This window comes from Pedobacter caeni (genome assembly GCF_900129215.1).
In the GTDB taxonomy this organism is placed as follows: Bacteria; Bacteroidota; Bacteroidia; order Sphingobacteriales; family Sphingobacteriaceae; genus Pedobacter; species Pedobacter caeni.
In genome coordinates, this window is record NZ_FQUQ01000002.1 from 615400 (window position 1) to 640618 (window position 25219).

18 protein-coding genes are annotated in these 25219 nt (G+C 42.7%); 11 read left to right on the forward strand and 7 right to left on the reverse strand.

Annotation, left to right across the window (positions count from 1 at the left end; all coding sequences use genetic code 11):
- From BUC20_RS10040 to BUC20_RS10070, 5 genes are all read left to right on the forward strand, one after another.
- Window positions 1-2271 (forward strand): Gldg family protein, encoded by a 2271-nt coding sequence (locus tag BUC20_RS10040; protein WP_073230511.1) that lies wholly within the window; start codon window positions 1-3, stop codon window positions 2269-2271.
- Window positions 2272-2273: 2 nt separating this feature from the next.
- On the forward strand, window positions 2274-4943 hold the full coding sequence (locus tag BUC20_RS34165) for a MutS-related protein (protein WP_234994494.1): 2670 nt from the start codon (window positions 2274-2276) through the stop codon (window positions 4941-4943).
- A 1-nt stretch (window position 4944) separates the two neighbouring features.
- Window positions 4945-7722: a M16 family metallopeptidase gene (locus tag BUC20_RS10060; protein ID WP_073230512.1), complete on the forward strand. Its 2778-nt coding sequence runs from the start codon at window positions 4945-4947 to the stop codon at window positions 7720-7722.
- An 11-nt stretch (window positions 7723-7733) separates the two neighbouring features.
- Window positions 7734-10025, forward strand: a complete 2292-nt coding sequence (locus BUC20_RS10065; RefSeq protein WP_073230514.1) for a Gldg family protein — start codon at window positions 7734-7736, stop codon at window positions 10023-10025.
- Between the two features lie 222 nt (window positions 10026-10247).
- Window positions 10248-11042 (forward strand): response regulator transcription factor, encoded by a 795-nt coding sequence (locus BUC20_RS10070; RefSeq protein WP_073230515.1) that lies wholly within the window; start codon window positions 10248-10250, stop codon window positions 11040-11042.
- Window positions 11043-11076: 34 nt separating this feature from the next.
- On the opposite strand, the gene BUC20_RS10075 is transcribed toward BUC20_RS10070, so the two are convergent.
- From BUC20_RS10075 to BUC20_RS10095, 5 genes are all read right to left on the reverse strand, one after another.
- On the reverse strand, window positions 11077-12513 hold the full coding sequence (locus tag BUC20_RS10075; RefSeq protein ID WP_073230517.1) for an alpha/beta fold hydrolase: 1437 nt from the start codon (window positions 12511-12513) through the stop codon (window positions 11077-11079).
- A 68-nt stretch (window positions 12514-12581) separates the two neighbouring features.
- Complete coding sequence (locus tag BUC20_RS10080) at window positions 12582-13391, reverse strand: helix-turn-helix domain-containing protein (protein ID WP_073230519.1); 810 nt, start codon at window positions 13389-13391, stop codon at window positions 12582-12584.
- Window positions 13392-13522: 131 nt separating this feature from the next.
- Window positions 13523-14539: a zinc-binding alcohol dehydrogenase family protein gene (locus BUC20_RS10085; RefSeq protein ID WP_073230521.1), complete on the reverse strand. Its 1017-nt coding sequence runs from the start codon at window positions 14537-14539 to the stop codon at window positions 13523-13525.
- Window positions 14536-15552, reverse strand: a complete 1017-nt coding sequence (locus BUC20_RS10090; RefSeq protein WP_073231759.1) for an aldo/keto reductase — start codon at window positions 15550-15552, stop codon at window positions 14536-14538. The genes BUC20_RS10085 and BUC20_RS10090 overlap by 4 nt, the downstream gene beginning before the upstream one ends.
- A 5-nt stretch (window positions 15553-15557) precedes the next feature.
- Window positions 15558-17048: an alpha-L-fucosidase gene (locus BUC20_RS10095; RefSeq protein ID WP_200800919.1), complete on the reverse strand. Its 1491-nt coding sequence runs from the start codon at window positions 17046-17048 to the stop codon at window positions 15558-15560.
- Between the two features lie 201 nt (window positions 17049-17249).
- Between BUC20_RS10095 and BUC20_RS10100 the strand changes: the two genes are divergently transcribed.
- From BUC20_RS10100 to BUC20_RS10115, 4 genes are all read left to right on the forward strand, one after another.
- Entirely contained in the window at window positions 17250-18137 is an 888-nt protein-coding gene (locus BUC20_RS10100; protein ID WP_073230522.1) for a helix-turn-helix domain-containing protein, read from the forward strand.
- 139 nt (window positions 18138-18276) lie between these two features.
- Complete coding sequence (locus tag BUC20_RS10105; RefSeq protein ID WP_073230524.1) at window positions 18277-18822, forward strand: SRPBCC family protein; 546 nt, start codon at window positions 18277-18279, stop codon at window positions 18820-18822.
- 146 nt (window positions 18823-18968) lie between these two features.
- The gene (locus tag BUC20_RS10110) at window positions 18969-19910 is read left to right on the forward strand and encodes a DUF6268 family outer membrane beta-barrel protein (protein ID WP_143166757.1); all 942 of its coding nucleotides are present in this window, start codon (window positions 18969-18971) and stop codon (window positions 19908-19910) included.
- A gap of 112 nt (window positions 19911-20022) precedes the next feature.
- Window positions 20023-20835 (forward strand): helix-turn-helix domain-containing protein, encoded by an 813-nt coding sequence (locus BUC20_RS10115; RefSeq protein ID WP_073230528.1) that lies wholly within the window; start codon window positions 20023-20025, stop codon window positions 20833-20835.
- 85 nt (window positions 20836-20920) lie between these two features.
- On the opposite strand, the gene BUC20_RS10120 is transcribed toward BUC20_RS10115, so the two are convergent.
- Together BUC20_RS10120 and BUC20_RS10125 are read right to left on the reverse strand one after the other, a co-directional pair.
- The gene (locus tag BUC20_RS10120) at window positions 20921-21466 is read right to left on the reverse strand and encodes a hypothetical protein (protein ID WP_143166759.1); all 546 of its coding nucleotides are present in this window, start codon (window positions 21464-21466) and stop codon (window positions 20921-20923) included.
- Window positions 21467-21626: 160 nt separating this feature from the next.
- The gene (locus BUC20_RS10125; RefSeq protein WP_073230532.1) at window positions 21627-22703 is read right to left on the reverse strand and encodes a hypothetical protein; all 1077 of its coding nucleotides are present in this window, start codon (window positions 22701-22703) and stop codon (window positions 21627-21629) included.
- A 195-nt stretch (window positions 22704-22898) separates the two neighbouring features.
- On the opposite strand from BUC20_RS10125, the gene BUC20_RS10130 reads away from it, so the two are divergent.
- Window positions 22899-23726: a hypothetical protein gene (locus BUC20_RS10130; protein WP_073230534.1), complete on the forward strand. Its 828-nt coding sequence runs from the start codon at window positions 22899-22901 to the stop codon at window positions 23724-23726.
- Window positions 23727-23811: 85 nt separating this feature from the next.
- The gene (locus tag BUC20_RS10135; RefSeq protein ID WP_073230536.1) at window positions 23812-25218 is read left to right on the forward strand and encodes an MFS transporter; all 1407 of its coding nucleotides are present in this window, start codon (window positions 23812-23814) and stop codon (window positions 25216-25218) included.
- Window position 25219: the final 1 nt, after the last annotated feature.

The following is a 25219-nucleotide window of genomic DNA, read 5'->3' on the forward strand; positions in this document are numbered from 1 at the left end:
ATGAAAAAAATTGTACAGATAGCCAGACTGGAACTCAGCCTGCTATTTTATTCTCCGATTGCCTGGCTGCTGATCCTGGTTTTATTTATGCAGATGGCATTGACCTTTATGTCGTCCATCGCCGAAATACAGTACCTCCAGGAGTTTATTCCTGTTACCGGTATATCAGAAAGACTATTTACCACAAAGATCGGCTCAGACACAGTTCCTGTTGGAATATTCCGGACCATGCTGGGCAGTTTATACCTGTATACGCCACTCATTACCATGGGCATCATCAGCCGGGAAATGAATTCCGGAACCATCAGATTGCTCTATTCTTCACCGGTTAAACTAAGCCAGATGGTGTATGGAAAATTTCTGGCAATGATCAGCTATAACCTGGTTATTGTGGCTTTAATGAGTCTTTATGTTCTTGCGGGCGCCTTATTTGTTCAGCATTTCGATTATCCATATGTATTGGTCGCACTATTGGCTTCCTTTCTGTTAATGAGTGCTTATTCGGCGATCGGAATCTTTATGTCGAGCTTAACCACTTATCAGGTGATCGCAGCCATCGGTACTTTTGCCGTACTGGCTTTCATGAACTATATCGGGAGGTTCGGGCAAGGCATGGATTTCGTCCGGGACCTTACATTTAGCCTTTCCATGCCAAGTCGTGCAGAGCGAATGGTCGAAGGCTTACTAACCAGCAGAGACGTCATCTATTACCTGGTAATCTCCGGCATTTTCCTTGGTTTTACCATTGTCAGACTCGAACTGGCCAGGGCCTCACGACCCATTGCACAGCAAGCGTTTAGATATACGCTCGTTTTAATTGTTGGCTTAGTGGTAGCTTATATCAGCTCCAGACAACCCATGATTGCCTATTACGATGCCACGGCAACCAAAGCCAATACCATCGTTAAAGCGACTCAGGAAATACTGAAACAAATCGGAGATGAGCCTATTGAAATGACAGAATACATTAACATAATGGACGAAAGGTATGACTATGGCGCTCCTGTGAACCGTATTTCAGGCATCGCCCGATGGGAACCTTATCTGCGCTTTAAATCCAATATTAAATTAAACTGGGTTTACTATAACAGCAGCTTTGATACTAAGGCCTTTGCAGAAAGGGCAAGAGCTTTGGACGCGGATACAGCAGACTTTCTGACACCGGAAGCGATCCGCAAACAGGTAGACCTGAGCGGAGAAGATGGTCATCTGTTGATACAACTGAAATACAAAGGAAAAACGACTTTTTTACGCACCTTTTTCGACGGTGCATTCTGGCCTAAGGAAGCAGAAACTGCTGCGGCATTAAAAAGACTGATCGTGACTCCAGCTAAAATTGTTTTTGCTACAGACGGTTATCAGCGAAGCGTGGATAAAGTCGGAGACCGTGATTACAAACAGTTTTTCAATGTTAAAACCTCGAGGGAAGCCCTGATCAATCATGGATTTGATATCGACAGCATTTCCATCGAGAACGACGAAATCCCGAATGGCATTGCCACATTGGTGATCGGGGATCCCAGGGTTGCCTTCAGCGCAACCGCATTAGTCAAGCTTCAAAAATACATCACAGCAGGAGGAAATCTGTTGATTGCCGGAGAACCGGGTAAACAAACGGTACTGAATCCAGTTCTGAACTTGCTGGGGATAAGTGTGTTAAATGGAACGCTCGTTCAGCGCAGCAGAGATTACTCTTATGGGATTGTGACACCGACATTCACAACGGCAGCAGTGGCGATGAGCCCTGCAATAAAAACATATTATGACGACAAATCTGTGGTATCCATGCCGGGGGCTGTTGCATTAAATGTAGCAAACAAAAGCATTTTTGAGGTCCGGCCAATATTGGTAACCGATGCTAAAAGGAGTTGGATCAAAAACGGAACTTTTGTGCTGGACTCGGCTGCGCTGGTGTTTGACGCGAAGAATGGCGATCAGCAAGGCGCTTTTCCGGCAACGGTCATCCTGACCAGGAAATTGAACCAAAAAGAGCAGCGGATCATGGTTTCCGGAGATGCAGACTTCATGAGCAATAAAGAACTGATCAGAGGCAATATGGCAACAGCAAATAATGCTTTTGTACTCAACCTCTTTAAGTGGTTTGCCTACGAACAATTTCCCATAGACATGACCAAAATTGAGTCCATAGATAATAAGCTGGAACTGAGTGATGCTGGGCTGAAAACTTTACAAATAATGTATTATGGGGTGATTCCAGGTACCATACTGTTGCTGGGAGTGGTTTTGCTTGCCCGAAGAAAACGTAAATAATTATGAGCTTTATAACCGATAAACAAACGATAGATGATCTGAATATCTTCGCTAAATCAGGAAGCGATTCGATCTATCATATTTTTAATAAAACCTATACGCAGGGTGCCGCATCCCTGCTGGAAGAACTGTTCCGGAATCCGCTTTCGGACGAAAAAGCAATCAATGAACGTGTGGCCGTGCTGAAGTATTTCAGGGAAAATAAAATCACTTTCCCTCTGCAGGGAAACCGTTTTGAAGAGGCAGAGAGGTATCTCGCCAACACAGACCCGCGCAGCCGACTTTCCAACCAGGGCTTTAGCATGGCCGATTTTAAAGCAGCCACGCAAAGTGTGATGGCGCTGATGGAGATTTTGCAGGGACTGAAAGTCTTTATGCAGAACCTTCATAGCAAAGCAGCGAACAATCCCTACGGAACAGAAGTGACAGAGGTACTGGCCTTGCTAAATTCAAGGGAGCTGGAACTTATTTTTACCGACCATGGGAAAGGCAAAATCTCTTCAGGAAAGATTGTAGAGTATGACAATATTCTAAGGTTTCAGCAACATGCCCTGCTGGAAAAAATATTGCAGCATATTTATCACCTGGATGTGTATTGTTCTATCGCCAGGGTAGCGGAAGAAAGGGGGTATCACTTCGCAACCGCATTAAAGCGTGATGCCAACCGCTTACAATTACAGGGAGTATATCATCCCTTACTGCATAAGCCGGTGGCCAATTCCTTAGAGATGACGCCGGATAGCAATATTGTTTTCCTAACAGGGGCCAATATGGGCGGTAAGTCTACCTTCATGAAATCGTTAAGTATTGCCATGTATCTGGCACATCTGGGTTTTCCGATAGCAGCCAGACATATGGAGTTTTCGGTATGCGATGGCATGTACACGACCATTAATTTGCCCGATAACCTGGCCATGGGCGCCAGTCATTTCTATGCGGAAGTACTGAGGGTAAAGAAGGTTGCGGTAGAGCTTGGTGCAGGCAAAAACCTGTTTGTCGTATTTGATGAGCTGTTTCGGGGCACAAATGTGAAGGATGCTTATGAGGGCACAATTTCCATCATGGAGGCCTTTGCCGGTAAACCACATTCGCTGTTTGTCATCTCCACCCATATCATGGAAGCAGGTGAGGTATTGCAGCAAAAATGCCGCAATATGATTTTTCGCTACCTGCCTACACGTATGGAAAACGGCAAACCTGTTTATACCTATACACTTACAGAAGGCATTACCGACGACCGTCATGGGATGATCATCATTAACAATGAGGGGGTGCTCGAGCTGATCAGTCATGAAAAGGAGGCAAAGAAAATACAGGACACTTTTACTGCGGATAAACAAACCATAGAAGATTTAAACCTTCAGGGTAAATTCAAACAGCAATCGATATATAGCTTATTTAATCACCTGCAAACCCGGGGTGGGGAGAAGGAACTGGAAGGGATGTTTGCCCGACCATTGAATGCACCGGAACAAATCAACCAAAGAAGCTCAGTATTTGCTTTTTTTCAGCAGCATGGGGTAATTTTTCCAGTCATCCGTTCCCAGGTAGAATCTATGGAAGACTACCTGTCTGGCGGTGCAGGCGCAGCCTTGCCGGCAGTAGCTTGGGGCATTTTTGCCAAAAAGTTCAAACAAGCCCTTTTTCACAATGCGGAATTGCTGCAATTGCAGGCCGGCCAGTCGGTCACCATTGAGGTATTACAGGCCTTCCGGGATTTCTTTAAGGAATTGTCAGGGAAAGGGCAGGTATCGGTTTATCAAAAGAAACTGGATATTGCTCAAAGGATCATTCAGGACAGCAGGCTGCAGCAGATCTTGAACAGGCCGGAGGAACAGCTTTCATTGATGCAGCTGATCCGAAACGACTATGTGATTCGCCATGCGATGATTGAGGAAATGGAAATCCTCTTGAAATTGATTTATGAGCTGGATGTATTCGTCGGCGTTGCAGCAGTTGCTGCCAAAGAAGGTTTTGTATATGCTAAAGCTTTGCCTGCAGCGCAGATGTTGCTGGATATGGAAGGATTCCGTCATCCGGGATTAAAAAAAGGGGTAAGCAATACCCTGCATTTAACCCGGGATCGCAATGTGTTGTTTTTAACCGGAGCTAACATGGCTGGTAAATCCACCTTCATGAAATCGATGGGAATTGCGGTTTATCTGGCACATATGGGTTTCCCTATCGCTGCAAAAAGAATGGAATTTTCTGTTAAAGATGGCTTATTTTCCTCCATCAATGTTTCAGATAACCTGGATATGGGCTATAGTCATTTTTATGCAGAAGTATTGCGCACCAAAACGGTTGCACAGGCGGTTAACGAATCCCTTAATCTATACGTATTGTTTGATGAGTTGTTTAAAGGAACGAATGTAAAAGACGCTTATGATGCCACACTGGCAGTGACCAGGGCTTTTGCAGAAAACAGGAACAGTTTCTTTGTCATTTCTACCCACATCATTGAAGTTGGGGAAGCTTTAGGCAAAGCATGTCAGAACCTGCAATTCTCTTTTCTGCCTACGGTGATGAAAGATGGCCTGCCAACTTATCCATATACGCTTACAACTGGAATTACCAGCGACAGACAAGGAATGATCATCATTGAAAATGAAAAGATCGTTGAGATCATCCAGGCAAACGATCCATTAAGACCTAACCTCAATCAGCATTAATATGTTACTTAAATATAAATCTTTAAACCTGCTTTTCATTGCAGCGTTATGCATTCCATTGGCTTGTAAAACACAGTTGGATACACAAGTACTTCCCCTGGATCCGCAAGTGCGTACAGGGAAATTACCGAACGGCTTTACGTATTATATTCGAAAAAATAAAACACCGGAAAAGCGGGTAATGATGTACCTCGCCATTAAAGCAGGTTCAATTCTGGAAACGGATGAGCAAAGGGGGGTGGCTCATTTTATAGAACACATGAGCTTTAACGGAACGAAACATTTTCCTAAGAAGGCCCTGTCTGATTACCTGGAAAAATCTGGTATGCGTTTTGGCGCAGACATCAATGCCACTACACTGCCTGATGAAACGGTGTACCAGTTGCCTTTGCCATCGGACCATCCGGAGTTCCTGGCCAATGGTTTGCAGATCATGCGCGACTGGGCGCAGGATGCCAATATTGATGCAGAAGATGTGGAACGTGAGCGCCATGTCATCCTGGAAGAAAAACGGGTTCGTCAGGGAATTTCACAACGCTTTCAGGAGCAAAGTATTCCGCTTTATACCAATCAGTCGCGCTATGGCTCCCGTTTGCCCATTGGTAAAGAAGAAGTACTGTTGAAGGTAACACCCGAAGAGATCCGCCGCTTTTATAAAGATTGGTACCGGCCAAACCTGCAAGCCATACTGGTGGTTGGGGATGTGGATGTTGATCAGATGGAGAAAGACATCAAGGCTAAGTTCTCCGACCTGAAAAACCCGGAAAAGGAGCAGGAGCGTACGGTTTATTCTGCGGCATTAACCGGCAAAAACCAGTATATGCAATTTATAGATCCGGAATGGGGAGGTGTTTCCCTGGAAATTGGCATGAAGCAAAAGGCCGATACCGTCATTACAGCTGGAGATTATCGTGCCAGTTTGTTGAAAAACCTGTTCCAGCAAATGCTGGCTGCAAGGTTCAGGCAAATGTCCATTGTGGGGATTGTGCCCTTAACAGGTGGATTGAATTCTTTTTATGTGAACATCACGACCAAACCAGCCGAAACTGAACCGGCATTGAAAAGCGTATGGCTTGAACTTCGTAAAATAGAAGAACAGGGATTTACAGAAGCTGAGCTGGAGCGTATAAAGAAAAGTTATTTGCTTAAGCTGTCTGAATTTCTGCAGGAGAAAGATAAAACGCCTTCGGAAGTTTTGATCAAACCTTACTTACAACATTTCCTGACTGGACAGGCTGCGCCAGGTATCGTCAAAGAATACGAATTGTCCAATGCGCTGATTCCGGATATCAGCTTAAAAGAGCTGAATGCGCAGATGAAAATTTACCTGAAAAATACAGATAGGGACATCATTGTGAAATCCTCTGCAGCCAATAAAGCCTTTTTGCCAACTGAGGCGGCGATATTGAGCTGGATAGAAAATGTTTATGCGCAAACGCTTCCACCTTATGTAGATGATGTTCTTAGTGTGCCGTTGCTCAAAAAGGAACCGAAAGCCGGAAAGATTACCGCAGTTGATGCCATAAACCCAGGTGGCCTGCAAAAGATGACCCTAAGCAACGGCGTAAAGGTAATCCTGAAGAAAACAGATTTTCAGAATAACCAGGTCTTGTTTAAAGGATTTGCCGGGGGGGGAGCCTCTCTGTCTGCCGATGCAGATTATCAAAGTGCAGTAAATGCGGCAAATATCGTTGCTGCCGGTGGTGCGGGGAATTATGATGCGTTGCAGCTTGGTAAACTACTGGCGGGGAAACAAGTGCAGGTGAGTCCGTTTATCATAGACAACTATCAGGGGTTTAGTGGCAGTACCACCAAAGAAGACCTGCCTGTTGCTCTGGAACTTTTGTATGCTTATTTTACAGAGCCGCGTAAAAGTGAAGATGCTTATCAGACTTTGATCGGCAGGACCAGAGAAGCCTTCGCCAATAAAACGAATGATCCCGGTCAGGTATTTACAGATTCGGCAGGTCAGGTGTTATCAAACTACCACGTCAGGAGATCGCCGCAAAGTACTGCTAAAATCACATCGATTAACCTAGATAAAGCCTTAAAGTTTTATCAGGAGCGCTTTGCGGATGCTTCAGGTTTTACTTTCCTTTTTGTTGGAAATATAGATGAAAAGACCATCAAACCATTGCTGGAGAAATACCTTGGATCTTTGCCTTCAAAAGGTCTGAAGGAACAGGCCCGCGATTTGGGCATTAATATTCCTCCGGGTCGTATGGCTAAAACCGTATATAGCGGTTCTACGAAAAAGGCGAGTGTAATGCTCGTGTATTCAGGTGATTTCAATTACAATTTCGAAAATACCATAAAGATGAATGCCCTTGCTGATGCACTGAATATCAGGATGAACCAGCGCCTTCGCAATCAGGAAGGCGGCACCTATACGCCCAATGTACAAATGAGCTTAACCAAGTACCTGAAAAGTAGATTTAGTTTGACGGTTTCTTTTGATTGTGCCCCGCAGAATGTAGAAAAGCTCATTGCTTTGGCACAGGATGAAGTCAACCAAATGAGGATCAGTGGCCCCTCTGCCGAAAATCTGCAGAAGTTTAAAGCATCCCGTAAGGTGGCACTGCAAACCGGATCAACAAATAATGATTTCTGGTTGAATTACCTCCTTGGTCAGGAAATGGATAAAGAGTCCCTGACTCAGTTTTTTGATTACGATGCTGTATTGAATAAAATTACGGTGAAATCCGTTCAGGAAACTGCGGCAACTTTTATTCAGGATAAGAATTACATCAGGATGGTCCTGATGCCGGAAAAAAAATAACCATTTAAGATATGAAGAAAATCATACAAATAGCAAGGCTGGAACTCAGCCTGCTATTTTATTCCCCGATTGCCTGGTTGCTGATGATCACACTTTTCGTGCAGATGACTATTGGTTTTACCGCAGCTATACCCGAATTAGCAAAAGGAGGCAACTTCTCTTTTTTAACCAGAGATCTTTTTACAAATCCCAATGCGCTGGGGCTGCTGGTCAAGATTCTGGATAGCTTATACCTGTACATTCCATTGGTCACTATGGGTATCCTTAGTAGGGAAATCAGTACCGGAAGTATCAAATTGCTCTATTCCTCCCCGGTGAAACTGAGCCAGGTAGTTTATGGGAAATTTACAGCCATGCTGGCTTATAACCTGTTCATAATATTGGTCATCAGTTTGTTTGTACTGGCCGCTGCGATATTTATCCCACACTTTGATTTCCCGCATATTCTGGTTGCTTTGTTTGCTGCGTTTCTGCTGTTAAGTGCCTATTCGGCGATCGGGATCTTTGTATCCAGTTTAACCACCTACCAGGCCGTGGCAGCGATTAGTACTTTTGTGTTGCTGGCCTTTATGAACTATATCGGAAAGGTTGGGCAGGACCTGGATGTGATCAGGGATTTAACGCATAGTCTTTCGATGCCGAGTCGTGCAACACGCATGATGGCTGGTTTGCTGAATAGTCGTGATGTGATCTATTACCTGGCGATCTCAGGAATGTTTCTTGCTTTTACCATCACTAAGCTCGAGTTGGAAAGGGTATCCAAATCTGTTTTGCAACAGGTATCCAGATATGTAGTGATCGTTGTGGTTGCCTTAATGGTTACCTATGTCAGTTCCCGTCAGCCGATGATTGCCTATTATGATGCCACTGATACCAGGGAAAACACCATTACAAAGACCAGTCAGGATATCCTGAAAAAGATGGGGGATGAGCCGATTGAGGTGACCACTTACGTCAATGGAATGGAAGGTTCTTACTGGAATATAACACCTGCACTTCGCATTTCAAATATTTCCCGCTGGGAGTCATATCTACGTTTTAAGCCCAATATTAAGCTGAAATGGGTGTATTACTATGACACCATTCCAGGAATGACAGCGGGGCTTGCCGCGAGCCATATGACTTTTGATGAGGGGATGGTTCATCTGGCAAAGTTGCAAAAGTTTAACCTCCGGGATTTTTTAAGGCCCGAACAAATCAAAAAACAAATAGACCTGAGCGGGGAAAACGGACGTGCTGTGATGCAGTTAAAGTATAAAGGTAAAGCCACTTTTCTTCGCACATTCCCCCCACCGGATCAGCGTTTCTGGCCGGCCGAAGAAGAAACTGGCGCAGCCTTAAAAAGGCTGATGCAGCCGATACCCAGGATTGTTTTTGCTACCGATGGTTATCAACGCAGCATAGATAAGCTGGGCGACAGGGACTATAAGACGCTGACTAACGATAAGCTGTCCAGAGCTTCTATGATCAACCAGGGTTTTGATATTGATACCATTGCATTGGAGCATGCAGAAATTCCGGCTAACATCGCTGTTCTGGTGATTGGTGATCCAAAGGTCGCCTACAGTACAGCTGCAAAAGCTAAACTTCAAAAATACATAACAGAAGGAGGGAACCTGGTGATTGCCGGAGAACCAGGTAAACAGGGTGTTGTTAATCCCCTGCTGGAATCGCTTGGTATCAAGATGCTGGATGGGACGCTTGTTCAGCATAGCAGGGATTATGCTTATGACCTGGTAACGCCTGTACTGGCTGCCGGATCTGTTGCTATGGATCCGGGGCTACAGCCCTTTTTTCAACAGAAAGCTATTTTATCTATGCCAGGCGTTGCTGCTTTAAGTTATCAGGAAGGCGGAGCTTTTGCTGTTCATCCATTATTGATGACCGATGAGCAATCCAGCTGGATTAAAAAGGGAAAGTTTGCTGTGGATTCTGCCGCTTTGAAAATTGATGGTAAAGCAGGAGATGAGCAGGGTTCCTTTCCCCCGGCATTGATGCTCAGCCGTCAGCTGAAAACTAAAGAACAACGAATTGTAATTTCCGGTGATGCCGATTTCTTCAGTAACGGAGAGTTAGGAAGGTCAAATATGGGGACGTTGAATCACTATTTTGCCATGAGAATTTTCAGCTGGTTCAGTTATGGAGAGTTTCCCGTTGAGGCAAAACGCCCCTTTTCTAAGGACAACAGCACCACACTCACAAAGTCCAGTGTAAAAGTGATACAAGTATTGTATTATGGTGTTATTCCGGGACTGATGTTCCTGGCAGGCATGATGATCTTAATCCGTAGAAAACGTAAATAAATAACTGTCACGGCTTCCATGCCAGGTTCATCAATATTTCCTGATAATCTGATGAACCTGGACATAGAAGTGCGACAGCGGGGGTAACATTGGTGGGTTATCTTCTTTCCATGTTTCAGGAGTAGCTATTTTTAATGAATTCCATAAATGTAAATTGGTGGATTCCGGATTCGAAATCTTACCTTGTACCTTCCAAATCTACAGAATGGTAATGCAACCCAAATGGCTATAAATAACCATCAGAATACGAGTCAGATACGTGAATTGCTTGATATAAAGCTGTTCTCTCAGCCTTTTTCTGATTTTTCTCAACCTGCATTGCAGCTTGATGATTGCAAATCTATCGCCATGCTTTATGCAAAGCTTGAAAATACCATTAGTGTACTTAGTGATATGGAAGCCAGAAAGAGCTATATCTATCCTGGTGGACTTGCCCGACAGCTGGGGTTTGAGCCCAGTCAGACAGAAATTAATTCCATCTGGGAAGATGAATTGCTTAGCCGGGTCCATCCGGAAGATCTTCAGAAGAAGTACCGGCTCGAATTTAATTTTTTTAAGCTGATCAAGTCTGTTGCTTTAAATGAACGTATTAATTACAGTTTGATCACCAGGCTGAGAATAAAGAACAGCGAAAACAAATACCAGCTGATCAGACATCGTTTGCTGTACCTGAGTGGTACCGGACAAGGAAATGTCTGGCTGGCCCTTTGCCTGTACAACATGGTGTACGATCATCCCGGGTTTGACGTTCCCGAGGGTGTGATCATCAATACCAGTACAGGAGAAATTATAGATAGCGAGGATGGGCGGTTCGAAGATATCCTGTCTGCGCGGGAAGGCCAGATCCTTCAGCTGATCAACCTGGGACAGAGAAGTAAGGAGATCGCTGATAAGCTGTCCTTAAGTATTCATACGGTGAACAGGCACAGGCAGAATATTTTTCAGAAGCTAAATGTAAGCAACGCAATGGAAGCCTGCCGGGTTGCGAAGGCTACGGGTTTATTGCATCAGCTATAGTTAAAGCACAAATGTTATACTTACTCAGTCTGCACTATTCAATTTTAAGGTCCTTAGTCTGTGTAGTTAACTTTTGATAAGGATTTTTTAAAAACAGTTCAAGGTAGTCTATACCATCAACTATAAAGCCGGAGCCGTGTCCCCGATTGTGGATCAGTAACAATTGACTGTTAGGCATTGTTCGTTTGATCAATTGGTTGTAAAATTGCCTGCACCAGGGGTCTGCATCCCCTGCCGAAAGCAAAACCGGAATGTTAGCATATACCGGCGTTTTTACGATTGGGTTTTCGGCTTTGACTTTCCAGCATTCACAAATGGGATGATTTACGTCATTAAAAGTATAACCAGCAAACCAGGGTAATACTTCTTCCTGTTTTTTTATCAGTTCAGGATTGGAATACACAATTTGCTCAGTACAATAAACTGAGAAACGCATCCCCACTGAATAACCTGGGTTTCCTGCGAATACATTATCCAGAACTTCCTGTACATAATCGTGCCGACCCTTGATGATTTCTGTGATCACAAAGGGTAGACTTTTGAGTTGCAGTGCGTTCATCCGGTTAATAATAACATCCAACAATTCATTCTTGCCATATTGTACCGGAAACGTTTTTCCTGTTGATTTTTCTTTATAACTGATGCTGAAGCTTTTGCCGGTAATTTCAATAAAGTACTTCTGAAAGCTTTCTTTTAAATTACCATATAGTACCTGGTTGGAAGAATCCGCTTTACAATTGGCAAATAGCTGTTCTAAGGCTTCGTTCATATTAAACAGGCCGTGCTCTTCATAATTGACATACCCTGGCAATGGTGAATTTAATATCAGCGATTTAATGCCCTGGGGATGGTTTCTTACTACAGTAAGCATCAGCCCGCCGCTGTAAGAGATCCCTACCAGGCTCATAGATTGGATATGTAGGGCCAGTCGTAAGTCATTGATATCGGCTGCACTCTCTACTGTGTTGTAAGCGGAAAGGTCAATTTCTTGCCCGGCCAGCTTTTCACGACATTGTTTTATGGCCTGCAGTACCAAACTATCCTTCGGAAGATGCTCCCTATAGGAACGTTTAATTGCATCATCTATTCCCGGACAATCCAATGATGGGATTGATTTTTTTGTTCCCCTTTGATCGAAGGCAATAAAACCTCCATATTTTAGGAAGCCGGAATTGACCGTAATTTGATCAATGTTGTCGATCGTGCTATAGCCCGGACCCCCTGTGGTATAAAGAAAAATGTTGTTCACAGTGTCCATTGCTGGTTTTCTTACAAATACAAAAGGGATTTTGATTTGCCGGCCGCCAGGTTTTTGACGATTTTCAGGTACAACTAAATAACCACATTTCGCAATAACACCGTCGCCAATTTTAATGGGGCAGTTGGTAAGCTCAATTTTTGGATGGTATCCCTGAGCAATTGCAGATGGTATCGCTAAGAAAAACAATAATATAGCAGTCAAAGCCTTCATCTTTTTTTAAGTTTTTTAAAGCAAATAAAGAACTAATTCCAGGAAACCGAAAGTAAAAAACGGACAATTCAGCTAAGTTGTGTGGAGAGCGTTTTGCCGGTAAATTTTAATACATCTTTGTAAAAATGGCTGCTGTCAAAATAACCATATGCATAAGGATTGAAATCTGCAGGTTTATTTATGTAAGCAGTTAAAGCCGTTCTTGCCCTTAAAATGGCCATGTACTGCTTCGGATTGATACCTATTGTTTTAGTGAGATATCGATAGAAGTTTTTTTCACTTAGTCCCAGTTTTTCAGCCAATTCATTGTTTTTTGCTGCAAAACCGGATGCACAAAAAAGAGCAGTGGCTTGTTGTATATAGTTAAAATAGCAGCTTGTTTTTCGATGCTGATTAAGTTTACTTAGAAATAGTTCCTGCAATAAAGTAACCCTGTCATTAAAACAACTGCTGCTTTTTAGTTTTTGCAACATTTGCGGGCAAATTATTTCGCTTGCGTTTATGATTTCACTTGCAATTTTAGCCTGGCTAACTCCAAAAACAGCTTCCAGACCACCTGGATGAAATTTAATGGTGAAAATATTGTCGCTGGGTAAATTCTTTCTTTCAATGATCTCATTTCTTAGTACGAGTACATCCGTTGATTCATCAATAACTTTCCAATTACTTCCATTCTTGAGGATGTAAGCAGATCCTAAATTAATCCAGATGGTAGGGGTATAGCTTGGGAATAGTTTAACGGTAAACTCTTCTGTATCTATGTGCTGCCGGGTAGCAGTTAAAGACGTTTCAGAAAAAAATTCTATATATGACACTAATTCCAGGCAGGGTAACTTAAACAGGTAGAGTTTTCTGATGTCATCGAAAATTTCAATCATACTTCTGTGAAAATCAATGTATATATAGAAATAAAGATACTGATCATTTTTACAATTTCTCTTGTCGGGGAACCGCCGGATTTCGAGTGTTTTAAGATAAGTTAAGGGCCAGTATCAATATGGTTTTTGTCTCATCCAAAAATAACCAGTGCTTTTATCAAGGATTGATCTGTATGGGACAACCCTGCAAAACTTTCCTTAACCCCGGCAAAAGGTACCCGGTGAGAGATCAGTTCCAATGGTTTGATCAGACCCTCTTTTATACTGCTGATCACCTCATCAAAATCTTCTGGCAGCGCGTTTCTGCTGCTCATTAACATGGTTTCTCTTTTATGAAACTCAGGATGCAGGATCTCAATAATTCCTTTCTGAAGTCCGATCAGGATAAATTTACCGCCATGAGCCAAAAGTCGGAAAGCACTATTGATCGCCTCAAGATTCCCGGTGCAATCAATAATTACAGTCGCCATATCGCCGCCGGTAATTTTTCCGATCTCTGCCAGTGCATCAGTTTTTAGCGGATTGATCAGATGTGCTACCCCAAGTTTATCCTTGCAGAAGCCCAGTCTGTTCTCGTTCACATCGCTGACAATAATCTTTGCACCTTTTGTACCGGCCATAGATATTACTCCGAGGCCAATAGGACCTGCACCAAGGATAAGAACATTATCATTTTTTGTAATCTGAGCAAGTCCAACTCCATGCGCGGCAATGGCCAGTGGTTCTATCAATGCCAGCTCTTCAGCGCTTAGCCCATTTCCGGGCACAACCGCAGAAGAGGGTACCGAAATATATTCCTGCATTGCACCGTCACTGTGAACGCCAAAAACATTGATGTCTGTGCAACAGTTGGTTTTCCCCCTTCTGCATGCGATGCACTTCCCGCATGAAAAATAAGGGCTTACCGTCACCAGATCGCCAACTTTAAATCTGCTTCCCTCAGGTGCTTCTGCGACCTCCGCCGAGATTTCATGTCCCAATATTCTGGGATACTCAAAAAAAGGCTGTGTTCCATCGAAGGCATGATAATCAGTGCCACAGATGCCCAGCATTTTCATTCTGAGCAGTAATTCGCCTGGACCCGGTATCGGAATCGCTCTTTCCTCATATCCAAACTCTCCCGGTCTTTTACAAATAAGTGTTTTCATATATGCTGGTTAAGGGTTTTGATCAATCCCTGTTCAGCCATTTCCTTCCAGAATTCAACAGGTATATTTTTCTGTGTCAGTGCTACATTTCCGGCTATCTTTTCAGGTTTCGTTGTATTCAGTGCAATACTTCCAATCCCTGGAAACCGAAAGGAAAAATTAAAACAAGCCTCAGCAGGAAGTATTCCAAATTGATTGCAGAGGCCGAAAAAAGTCGCTCTCCAATCCAATAGTGCCTTTCCTGAAACCGTTTCCCCATCAACGGGAAGATAGTTGTAAAAATTCCCGCCAGTCAGAAATCCCCCATTGAACACTCCGGAATTGATCACTTTGATTTCTTTTTGATGCAGTTCCTTTACAAAAGCAATCAGCTCTTCAGGATGGGATTTTAAGGTCAGGCTATTGGCGATCATTACCCAGTCCAGATCGACGTCTGCAGCGATGCGCCTGATCACTTTCCAGTCTTTCGCGCCTATTCCTATGGAGGATACGCGGCCTGAAGATTTTAATTCTGCGAGAGCAGTATAAGCATCAATAATATGTCCATATCTTTTCCGGTAATCATCATCATCCATGCTCTCCGATAAGTATTCATCAGGGTCATGTACCGATACCATCTGTGCAGTATAATTACCTAGTAAGCCATTACCCTGCTCAAAACATTTGAGTATGCCTTCATATCCGATCATCTGTACCGCATCATGGTACAGCCCTTTCCATATACCTGGCTCAAAGGTAGGTTCGGGAGATAAAAGTGGAGTCCTGTACCAGCCAAGTTTATTACAAATCACGACTTGACCGGGACTGATATTCAGGTCTTGGAGGCATTTGCCCAGAGTCTCTAAAGCCAGACCGGCTCCATATTTGCCAGCAGTATCAAAGACAGGAATATCAGTTCCTGATAACATACAGGATCTTACTATGTTCAGTTTATCTGTATAGTCCAGCGCATGGTATAGATTCCCCAGACTGCTGGTCCCAAAAATAACGGGTGGCAGGTTAAGTCCATTCATGCTGACTACTTTTTGAATTCTATCCTGAAGCCGGTCACCATCCACCTGGGATCATCTGCAGGCTTAGTGATTACAAGAGCGTCGTCTTCCTGTGTCCACTGTAGCTTTTCCTTGCTTCCAAGCAGGCTGACAGCAGCAATTGCCTGATCCGTATATTTTGAATTTCTTCCCAAAGCATTGATCCTGATATTGCCTTCGGGCACATTCAGGCAAAAAGCAAAAAGCTGACCGTCTTTCGTTGTATAGCGGATATCGTTCGATTGATAATCCCGCGTATCGGTCAGGCCGCCAAAAGTGCCTTTTTTCTGATTTGATTTAATCGTTGAAGGTCCTTCACCATAGATCTTCCAGGGTCTTGTCGCATATATACCTTCTCCGTTTAACTTCATCCAATCGCCTATTTCAGTTACAATTTTAACGACATCAGGTTCCAGATCTCCCTCCGGGGTCTGTACCACATTGATCAATAGGTTGCCGTTTTTACTTACAATGTCTACCAGCAGCTGTGCGATCTCATTTGCACTTTTATATTGCTGTCCCGTTCTGTAATACCAGTCGCCGATGGAAGTATCTGTCTGCCATGGGAAGGGACTGATGGAATCCAATACACCACGCTCTACATCCTGTGCCCATTTCCCTTCAGAAGGTTCTTTGGGTGTATATACTGCCTGTAGTTTTCCTTTATTTTTAATGATATCCTGATTGTAATAATGCGCTACCATTGTCTTCCCTATATCTCCGAATGGAACTTTGCTATCTGAATAAAGCAGGTCGGGATGATAATTGTCGATTAGTTCGCTAACGTATTTAAGCCATTGTTTATGCCATGCCGGATTGTTGGTCAACCATTCCTTCATGTCAGCAGAATCGGCTGGGAGCTGATAAAGATCGGCGTACTTTTGATTACGGCCGTCATAGGCAACTCCTGTGAACCTGCCGGTTTTATCAGCCCCATGACTAACCTGAAACCAGTTGAAGCTGGCTGCAAGGTGTTCGGAAACACCAAAGCGCAGCCCTTCCTTTTTTGCTGCTTTTTGCCATAAACCAACCACATCTTTTTTTGGACCCATATTTACCGAGTTCCATTTATGGACCTTAGAGTTCCAAAGAAAGAAATTGTCATGGTGGGAACCCATGGTTACAAAGTATTTTGCTCCTGCTTTCCTGTACAAAGCCATGAGCTCTTCAGGATTCCATTTTTCTGCCTTCCATAATGGAATAATATCTTTATATCCAAATTTGGAAGGTGTTCCATAAGTTGCTACATGATACTTATTCTGATTGCTGCCCTGGATATACATGTTCTTTGCATACCAGTCTCCTTGTCTTGGAACAGCTTGTGGGCCCCAATGCGACCAAATCCCAAACTTGGCATCCCGGAACCAGTCCGGATATTGATAATTTCTTAAGGACTCATCTGTCGGCACGAATGTTTTAGGAGAGGACTTACCATCTTTTTTCTGTGTCTGAGCATTCGCAATAACAGAAAATGCCATAAGGCATATAGTCAATGTTTTTTTCATCAGAATCGAATTGTTTTTTCGTGTAGCCTTACCAGCTAAGCAAAACCTCATTACCTTGTATAAGGAAGTGTAAACTGGTTTAATATTTGGTTGTTGATTTCAAAAATAAATAACATATCCGACCTTTATTTGGAGTAATTAGACTATTTGTTGTAAAAAACCGACATTTAATAAATGATAAAAAGAGTATTACAGAACACTTTTTCCCTGCTGAACGTAGATTATGTAAAACTTACTTCAAAATGGAATTACCGGAATGTAATCAGCCCTTACTACCGGATATATTATATCGATGAAGGATCAGGTATGATATCCGACCAAAAGAATGTTTTGCAGCTTGAGCCTGGTTATTTTTACATCATTCCGAGCTTTACCCTGTGTAATCTTGTTTGTACTGACCATTTGAGCCAGTATTTTGTCCAGTTTTTTGAAGAATCGGCAGATGGGCTTTCCCTTTTCGCCCGTAGCCGGATGGTTTCAAAAATCCGGGGCAATGAGCTGGATATTCAGCTGTTTAAGCGCCTGCTTGAAATTAATCCCGGACGGGGAATCAACAGATCGGATGATCCGAAAGTCTATGAGAAGAATATTTTTTATAAGGAATATCAGGAACTTAATAATTCCCAGAATATGGCCAGTTATCTGGAGACTCAGGGCATTTTGCTCCAATTGGTCGGTCGGTTCGTACATCCACAGTTACATTTGAGACATCCGGTTGGCCAGCCTCCTGTTAAAATAGTGGAAATCCTTGGCTATATTCTGGTCAATCTTCATCAGGAGTTATCTGTTGCAATGCTGGCATTCCGCGTAAATCAAAATCCTGATTATTTTTCCCGTCAGTTCAAAATCTTTACAGGGGAACGGCCTGTGAAATACATTTTGGGCAAACGTATAGAAAGAGCCCAGTATCTATTGGCCACCAGCAGAATGCCCTATTCTGAGATCGCTATTCAGACCGGTTTTGATAGCCTTTCATACTTTTCGAAGTCCTTTAAAAAGCTTACAGGAATGTCTCCCCGTGCCTATAAAAAACAGGTTTATATGGTTGGTTTCACGATGTAAAAAATCGCCTTCGATCAATATCTGGAGTCTATTCCCGGCCAGGGCCGAAAGGAATTGATCTCCTCTTTTCGGAATCTTACAATTTTATGCTGATCAGCGATTCTACTTTTACATCGTTAAATCAAATTAAAAAAAAGATATGAAGCGTTTTATCAAAATAACCGCGCTGGCGATTGGAACTCTGGCATTAATCATCATCATACTGGAAATGAGCAGTTCCTATCGGGTCACTAAAACGATCCACGCAGATGCACCTGTAATTACAAGACTACAAATGGTTATCGATGCTCCGGTAGAAAGGGTCTGGGAAGTTTTTGCTGATGTTGATCACTGGTCTCAATGGCAAAAAGAAATTCCGGTGAGTAAAATTAATGGCCCTTTCAAAGCAGGAACTTCTTTCGACTGGAAGACACATGGACTAACCATTCGTTCGACCTTCCATACCGTAGAAAAGAATAACACCCTGGGTTGGTCTGGTCCGGCTTTCGGCTCTTTTGCAATTCACAACTGGCATTTCATCAGAAAGGGAAATTATACGGTTGTAGAAGTAGAGGAAAGTATGGAAGGCTGGTTGGTGTGGTTGTTGCAAAGTAGCTTTCAATCCGTAAACACAGGATCCCTCATCTACTGGTTAAATGCGCTAAAAACAACCTCTGAAAAGAAACCTGGCCCCTTAGCTTCCTGATCGTCCGGGTTAAACCGCAATCGTTTTTCCTGCCAATTTTTAAATGCAAAAAAGCATCCGGGCTATGCCATGACCTTTTATTAGCTGATCGCTTCATAACCGCTAAAAGAAACAATTATACTCCAATGAAAACAAACACAAAAAACATGAAAACAATCGCCTTAGTTCTTTTTGCCCTGGCTTTAATCCCAACTAAGTTATTCGCACAGGATAGGGAAGGGACACCTTTATTACAGGCAACATCACCTTCTTCTGTCCCTGGATTGGGTTCTTTTGAAGCCAATTATAGTTCCTCACCATTTAAGTTAAATGGAACAAAAATAAACATAGAACAGATTGGCGGTACATTTACGGTGCCGGTTATGAATCGTTTGAAAGATGGCAGGTTAGATTTTCTGCTTATAGGCGCCAGCTATAATGGATTATTCCTTTCCGGTGTTGATTCCAGGTTTGGAGGAGTAAACTTTCATGCCATTTCAATACCTGTTACCTTTCAGAAGGCCATTTCAGAAAAATATGCAATCGTGGCCTCCTTTGTTCCTTCACTTTCTTCTGATCTGAAAGATGTTTCGGGAGATGATATGACCTATTCCGGAGCCCTTATGTTAAAAATTAATCATTCCAAAAGATTTAACTACTCATTGGGTGCCGCCTTTGCGAGGCAGTTCTTTGGTACTGTGTTGGTACCTGTCGTTGCCGTTGATTGGAAGGTAAACGATAAACTTAGCTTTTCAGGTATCCTGCCTGTTTCCGGAAAAATTAAATATCAGCTGTCGGAAAAAAGCGCTTTTGGTGCACTTGCTGATTTTGCGATCGGGGGAGGCAGTTATCGCTTGTCAAAGAAGATGAATGCTGATTATCTGCAGATTCAGCAAATAAAAACTGCCCTTTTCTATGAATATGCTTTATCGAAAAAATTCTCTGTTGAGCTGAATGCCGGGTATAACTTTAAACAACAGCTGGACAGGTATTCAAAGGATCAGAAAGTAAATTGGATACCTTTTAATGATCCAAAGAAAAGGGAACCATTAGCAGAGATGAAGAGCGCAGGCTTTGTTGCACAAACCGGAATAAAATATAGATTTTAACATGAAAAAATTGGAACATCATCAGGTGATTACCCTGATAAGCATCATGGTTACGAATGCTGTGAACTAAAATGAGAAGGTTGATCTGGCAGAAAATGGGCATATTTGAATCATGAAAAGTCATGAGGCATATAAGGGCTATCGTATTGCAGTCCCTGTGGAGTTTGAAGAGGTGTTTTCAATTTTCTATTATGCCGAAAACAAATCCGGTAAACCTGTTACCCAAACCTTATTGCCTTCTTTTCAGTCGGTAATGTTGTTCAGCTTTGGTACATCTATTTCTTTCAGAACGAAACAAAATGAGGAAATCATTATGGGCAACTGTATGATTGCCGCACCACTTAAACAAGCGGTGGATTATACGCTTCCGGCGGGTGCCGAGATGTTGACGGTCACCTTTAAGAATGATGCTTTTTTTCGGTTTTTTGGCTCGGCATTATTGGACAGTCACATTCATCCGGACGATTTGCTGAACGACGATTGTTTCAGCATCCTCTGGGCAGAGCTGAGCGAAATTGATACCGTTGATGATAAGATTACCCATATTCTGAATTTCTGCAGGCCCTTCCTGCAAGGACGACATCCTCTAACAGAACAAATTATTGCTCTGGGGAACAATGTGGTAAGCCCGGTGAAAGAAATTTCCAATAAGGAGCAGTTGTCTGAAAGGTCTGTACAAATGAAATTAAAAGAACATTTAGGATACTCTTCCAGAGAGATGGGCCGTTATATGCGTTTTCTAAAAGCGATGCAGTTGGTGGAGCAGCTGGCAGCTGGCTCCGATCAGGTAAACTGGATTGAGGTGGTTGAAGAATGTGGCTACTATGATCAAAGTCAGCTGATCCATGACTTTAAACATTACCTTAACCTCAGTCCCTCAAAATACATGAAATTGCGGAATGGCATCTGTAACTCCTGGCTCTGATTCTTTGGGAAAAGCCCTGCAGTGTGTACAGGGCTTTTGTAGTTGTGATTTCTTGTTAAATCCGGTTTCCGGATCAACTTTAGTTTTATTTGAATTCAGCGCACATTGCATGTTGTACTTTCAGTGCATCGGCCTCTATCGTTTTTTTGATGGTGCTGTCAAATGATGATGAAAATTCCGGGGCAACAATGATCTGATCTCGTTCGTTTGAGACGATCAGGTCGAACACATGTTTTCCGAATTTAAATGTGCTTTTGGCTTTTTGAACCTCTTTTTCAGTTGCTTTCACAAATTCATAACTGTTGCTCAGCTGATCAAATTCATCTTTTACTGCCTGGAAGATCAAATATGTTTCTACGTCTAAATCGTTTACAATAATAGTAGCTGTTTGATCTAAATCCTTCAATGGGTCCAATAGGTCTTCACTGAAGATGATTTCCTGCTTGTCCTTAATAAAGATGGTAGCAGAATTTCCGCTGTTGTCGGATTTTTGTTCTAAATATATGGTGTCGTTACCATCTTTCAGTGTTGCTGTGCTGGAAGAAGCGTATTCAATTTTAGCATCACTGATGGTGTTTTTAATTAAGTTTACAACGGATTCAAGTACTGCGTCTGGTTTGATGTTATTCATTGGTTTTATTTTTTGCAAAGGTACATCATGCTTATTTGCCCTCATAACCCGGAGAGAAAAATTTTTAAATAACTTTTGAGAGTAATGGGATTAAGTTGAACCTAAATAATCGGGAAACAGATGGTTTCCCGATTAGGATTCTGCAAATTGGATAATTTTCTTACTGAAAGAATGGGGTATGTGTTGCCGGATCAAATACTTCCAATGCCCTGTAAGGATCAGGATTTTTAACAGCAGCAACTAAAACGACTTTGCCATTAACGACCTCTCTGTATCTGTTCGAAGAACTACCCAAATCCTCTGTAAGGATATAGAAGCCGTCAGGTAAAGTTTTCGTAAACAAGGCATTTCTATAATACTTTAAGTCCATGGAATTATAAAAAATCAGGGTACTGGGTTTAGGTACATTACTTGTACTTTTTCCACTATAAGAACCAATGTGGCTGTAGTATTTTGTATAAAAAACCTGCTGACTATAATTTGCGGGGAAGGTTAATGGTTCATTAGGAGTGACCAGATCATTTCTTGGGGCAGTTCCGGGAAGGATATCCGGATAGTTTGGAACCAATACTCCTCCATCATTCAGCATGCAAAGACTAAAATCATATACAAACAGAGCTAAGCCTAATCCGCCAGTACCGAACATCGTAGCTGCACGGGTAGCAAGGAGTTTGACAACAGATCTTTTTGCGCTGTATGTCAGCATGTTAAATCCGGCTCTAAATCCCTGGGCCATCAAAACGTCACGGGTCTTCCCCTGAAAATAATCCATAAGTGTACAGGGGACTAAGGATTGAATAATGCATTTTATGACTTTATTTTCTACATTACAACCTGGCATAGTCCAGCCGCCCTCCACATCAATTCTTCTCAATTGAAAAGCTACATAGGCAATCTGGTAATTATTTAATGATGAAAACTCTGCCACTAAATCAGAGCTGGACAAGCCCGCCTCATAAAGATACTGTCTGGAGTTGGCCATTAATGGGGCTAACAATGTGGCGGCAGCAGTTTCGGTAGTTGGTAAGGGGGTGCTGGAAACCTGATATCCTGCAAAGAGTTCCATTGCGACTAGTTGTGGTGGTTTTGGCTGAACAGGTCCGGGAGCATTGGAGTGTTTTGATTTTTCTGAAAGCTGGTCGGAATCTTTATCAGAAGTTAATTCCGACTTCTTACAGCTGACTACGATTATCCCTATGATGATCGCAAGAGATAATAAAATCTTGATTTTTTTCATGAGCATTAATTTGTTGGTTTAAGGTTTAGGTTAAAAATTTCTTAATTATATGTTGTTTGTTTATTATCAATATGTTAATGTAATTTATGATAAAAATTTAGAATAAAATTATCGAGTTTATATGTTTATTGTAGTATAATTGTTGCAATTGAATCTGTGTGAATTTATCTTCGCGATGAAGATATTTACCATGGAATGAAAAAAGGGAAGATGTACCTCATTATAATAGCTGTTATCTTATTAATTGCCCTGGTTCCACTATTGGTGAACCGAATCTATTCGGCCAGGTTGGATAAGAGTTATCGGGATCTGACAGACTTTTCTAAAGCTGATGGTTATACTTTAAAAAAAGTATCCATAAAAGGAAAACTTCAGTTCCAGCATACCGATTCGTCTGCGGATTATGTGAGTTTTATCTACATGGATACCGTAAACCTAAACTTTAAAGTCATCACAAAGATTTATACGGGTGTGGGTGATCACTATGAAACAGCATATGTGACTTTTGATCAGACCGGCAAAATCATAGAAACCGACAGGTATATTCCGTTTGAAACTGAAACTACTTATCAGTTTGACAGGGAAACACTGGATGCTGAGGGGAAAGTTATCCGACGGGTTAAAGATGTGGAAACAGACAGCATTAACAATGTTAAAAACTGCGTTTTATTAAATGGACTATTACCGCCATGGCCGAAATGGAAAGAAAAGTCATCGCCGGTTTACATCCGTCATTTTGCTAAGAAAGAATTGAATTGGTCGGAATTGAACCCTTTTCAACTGGCTGGCATTAACGGTAGTGGAAATGTATCTGTCTGGTCTGGCTTTGCCTATTGCGACCTGCAGTTTATGGGCAAAACTGTAAAGCTGAAGATTCCTTTTGGATACGATAGCTTGTTTTTCAATACCAACGACTATTACGCAGACCTGCAATATTACACTTTACCAGAAGAGTTCATGAAAAAATTGCCGGTAAGGTTTATACAATTGAAGAATGATATCTATGTTCTAAGCAGTTTCTAACCATAAGTCCTATTTAACTTCATTTTTGTCCTAACATGAAAATTACTGCGCAAACTACTTTTGTGAAGTAACCCTGCATGTTTAAATGATAAAAAAAACAGAACGCAATTCCTCCACATGGTGGTTGTTTGCCAGTCTCTCTCTTCCGATGCTGCTTTCCTCGTTAAGTACGAGTATTGCTAATGTTGCATTACCAACGCTGGTACATAAATTCAGTGCTTCTTTCCAGGGAGTCCAATGGGTGGTACTTGCTTACCTTCTTGCGGTTACTACTTTGATTGTGAGTGTGGGGAGGCTTGGAGATCTGATTGGCCGTAAGCGTTTGCTGCTGTTCGGGCTCTTTTTATTTACATTGGCTTCGGCTTTATGCGGCCTTGCCACTTCATTGTCAATACTGATTGTCTTCCGGGCATTACAGGGATTTGCTGCTGCCATTATGATGGCGCTGTCTCTGTCATTTGTCAGTGAAGCCGTACCGAAGGAAAAATTTGGCCGTACGATGGGCTTACTGGGAACGACCTCTGCAATTGGTACCGCCCTGGGCCCATCATTGGGTGGCTTTTTGATCGCAGGACTCAGCTGGCGGGCCATCTTCTTTATTAATTTACCGATAGGCTTGCTTACTTTTCTTTTGGTTAAACGCTATTTGCCTGCTGACCGTCAGGGAGCGAAAGTGCAATGGAGCAGTTTCGATGTTAAAGGCACCTTCCTGCTCAGTTTAACGCTTGCTGCTTATGCACTTTCGATGACGATCGGACATGGCGACTATGGCAAACTTAATGTATTGCTATTCCTTGGCGCTGTTTTTGGGCTCGTATTGTTTATATGGACTGAGCGAAAAGCAGACACGCCATTAATTCAGCTAACCGTATTTCATAATCTGGCATTGCGTGCTGGTCTGGTCATGAATGTATTGGTGTCGACGGTGATGATGGCGACACTGGTGATCGGCCCATTTTACCTTGCGCGCGGGCTGGGACTGAACCAGGCCGTTGTTGGGTTGATGATGTCGGTTGGCCCGGTGATCTCCATACTGAGCGGCGTCCCGGCTGGTCGTATTGCGGATCGTTTGGGGCCGTTGAAATCCCTGATCACCGGACTTATAGTGATGGCGGTTGGCGCATTTACGCTCTCCGCTTTTTCAGCAGATCTGGGGATTCCCGGATATATTGTTGCCATGGCAGTTTTAACACCAGGTTATCAATTGTTTCAGGCCGCCAATAATACTTCGGTCATGATGGATGTGGTTCCGGAACAGAGAGGCGTGATGTCTGGTCTGCTTAATTTGTCGCGCAATCTTGGACTGATTACAGGCGCATCCCTGATGGGGGCCATATTTGCGCTTGCATCTGGTACAAATGAAATGATCTCGGCCCGGCCTGAAGCTATAATGACCGGTGTCCGGATTACATTTGCTGTTGCCGGGACACTGGTTATATTTGCTTTAGTGATTGCAGTCAGGCTTAACAGGCGGACCAGGCATCAGCTATAAT

Bases quoted from the DNA above. Each gene is read 5' to 3' on its own strand.
- BUC20_RS10040 (WP_073230511.1), top strand. From the start codon at position 1: ATGAAAAAAATTGTACAGATAGCCAGACTGGAACTCAGCCTGCTATTT.
- BUC20_RS34165 (WP_234994494.1), top strand. From the start codon at position 2,274: ATGAGCTTTATAACCGATAAACAAACGATAGATGATCTGAATATCTTC.
- BUC20_RS10060 (WP_073230512.1), top strand. From the start codon at position 4,945: ATGTTACTTAAATATAAATCTTTAAACCTGCTTTTCATTGCAGCGTTA.
- BUC20_RS10065 (WP_073230514.1), top strand. From the start codon at position 7,734: ATGAAGAAAATCATACAAATAGCAAGGCTGGAACTCAGCCTGCTATTT.
- BUC20_RS10070 (WP_073230515.1), top strand. From the start codon at position 10,248: ATGGCTATAAATAACCATCAGAATACGAGTCAGATACGTGAATTGCTT.
- BUC20_RS10075 (WP_073230517.1), bottom strand. From the start codon at position 12,513: ATGAAGGCTTTGACTGCTATATTATTGTTTTTCTTAGCGATACCATCT.
- BUC20_RS10080 (WP_073230519.1), bottom strand. From the start codon at position 13,391: ATGATTGAAATTTTCGATGACATCAGAAAACTCTACCTGTTTAAGTTA.
- BUC20_RS10085 (WP_073230521.1), bottom strand. From the start codon at position 14,539: ATGAAAACACTTATTTGTAAAAGACCGGGAGAGTTTGGATATGAGGAA.
- BUC20_RS10090 (WP_073231759.1), bottom strand. From the start codon at position 15,552: ATGAATGGACTTAACCTGCCACCCGTTATTTTTGGGACCAGCAGTCTG.
- BUC20_RS10095 (WP_200800919.1), bottom strand. From the start codon at position 17,048: ATGGCATTTTCTGTTATTGCGAATGCTCAGACACAGAAAAAAGATGGT.
- BUC20_RS10100 (WP_073230522.1), top strand. From the start codon at position 17,250: ATGATAAAAAGAGTATTACAGAACACTTTTTCCCTGCTGAACGTAGAT.
- BUC20_RS10105 (WP_073230524.1), top strand. From the start codon at position 18,277: ATGAAGCGTTTTATCAAAATAACCGCGCTGGCGATTGGAACTCTGGCA.
- BUC20_RS10110 (WP_143166757.1), top strand. From the start codon at position 18,969: ATGAAAACAATCGCCTTAGTTCTTTTTGCCCTGGCTTTAATCCCAACT.
- BUC20_RS10115 (WP_073230528.1), top strand. From the start codon at position 20,023: ATGAAAAGTCATGAGGCATATAAGGGCTATCGTATTGCAGTCCCTGTG.
- BUC20_RS10120 (WP_143166759.1), bottom strand. From the start codon at position 21,466: ATGAATAACATCAAACCAGACGCAGTACTTGAATCCGTTGTAAACTTA.
- BUC20_RS10125 (WP_073230532.1), bottom strand. From the start codon at position 22,703: ATGAAAAAAATCAAGATTTTATTATCTCTTGCGATCATCATAGGGATA.
- BUC20_RS10130 (WP_073230534.1), top strand. From the start codon at position 22,899: ATGAAAAAAGGGAAGATGTACCTCATTATAATAGCTGTTATCTTATTA.
- BUC20_RS10135 (WP_073230536.1), top strand. From the start codon at position 23,812: ATGATAAAAAAAACAGAACGCAATTCCTCCACATGGTGGTTGTTTGCC.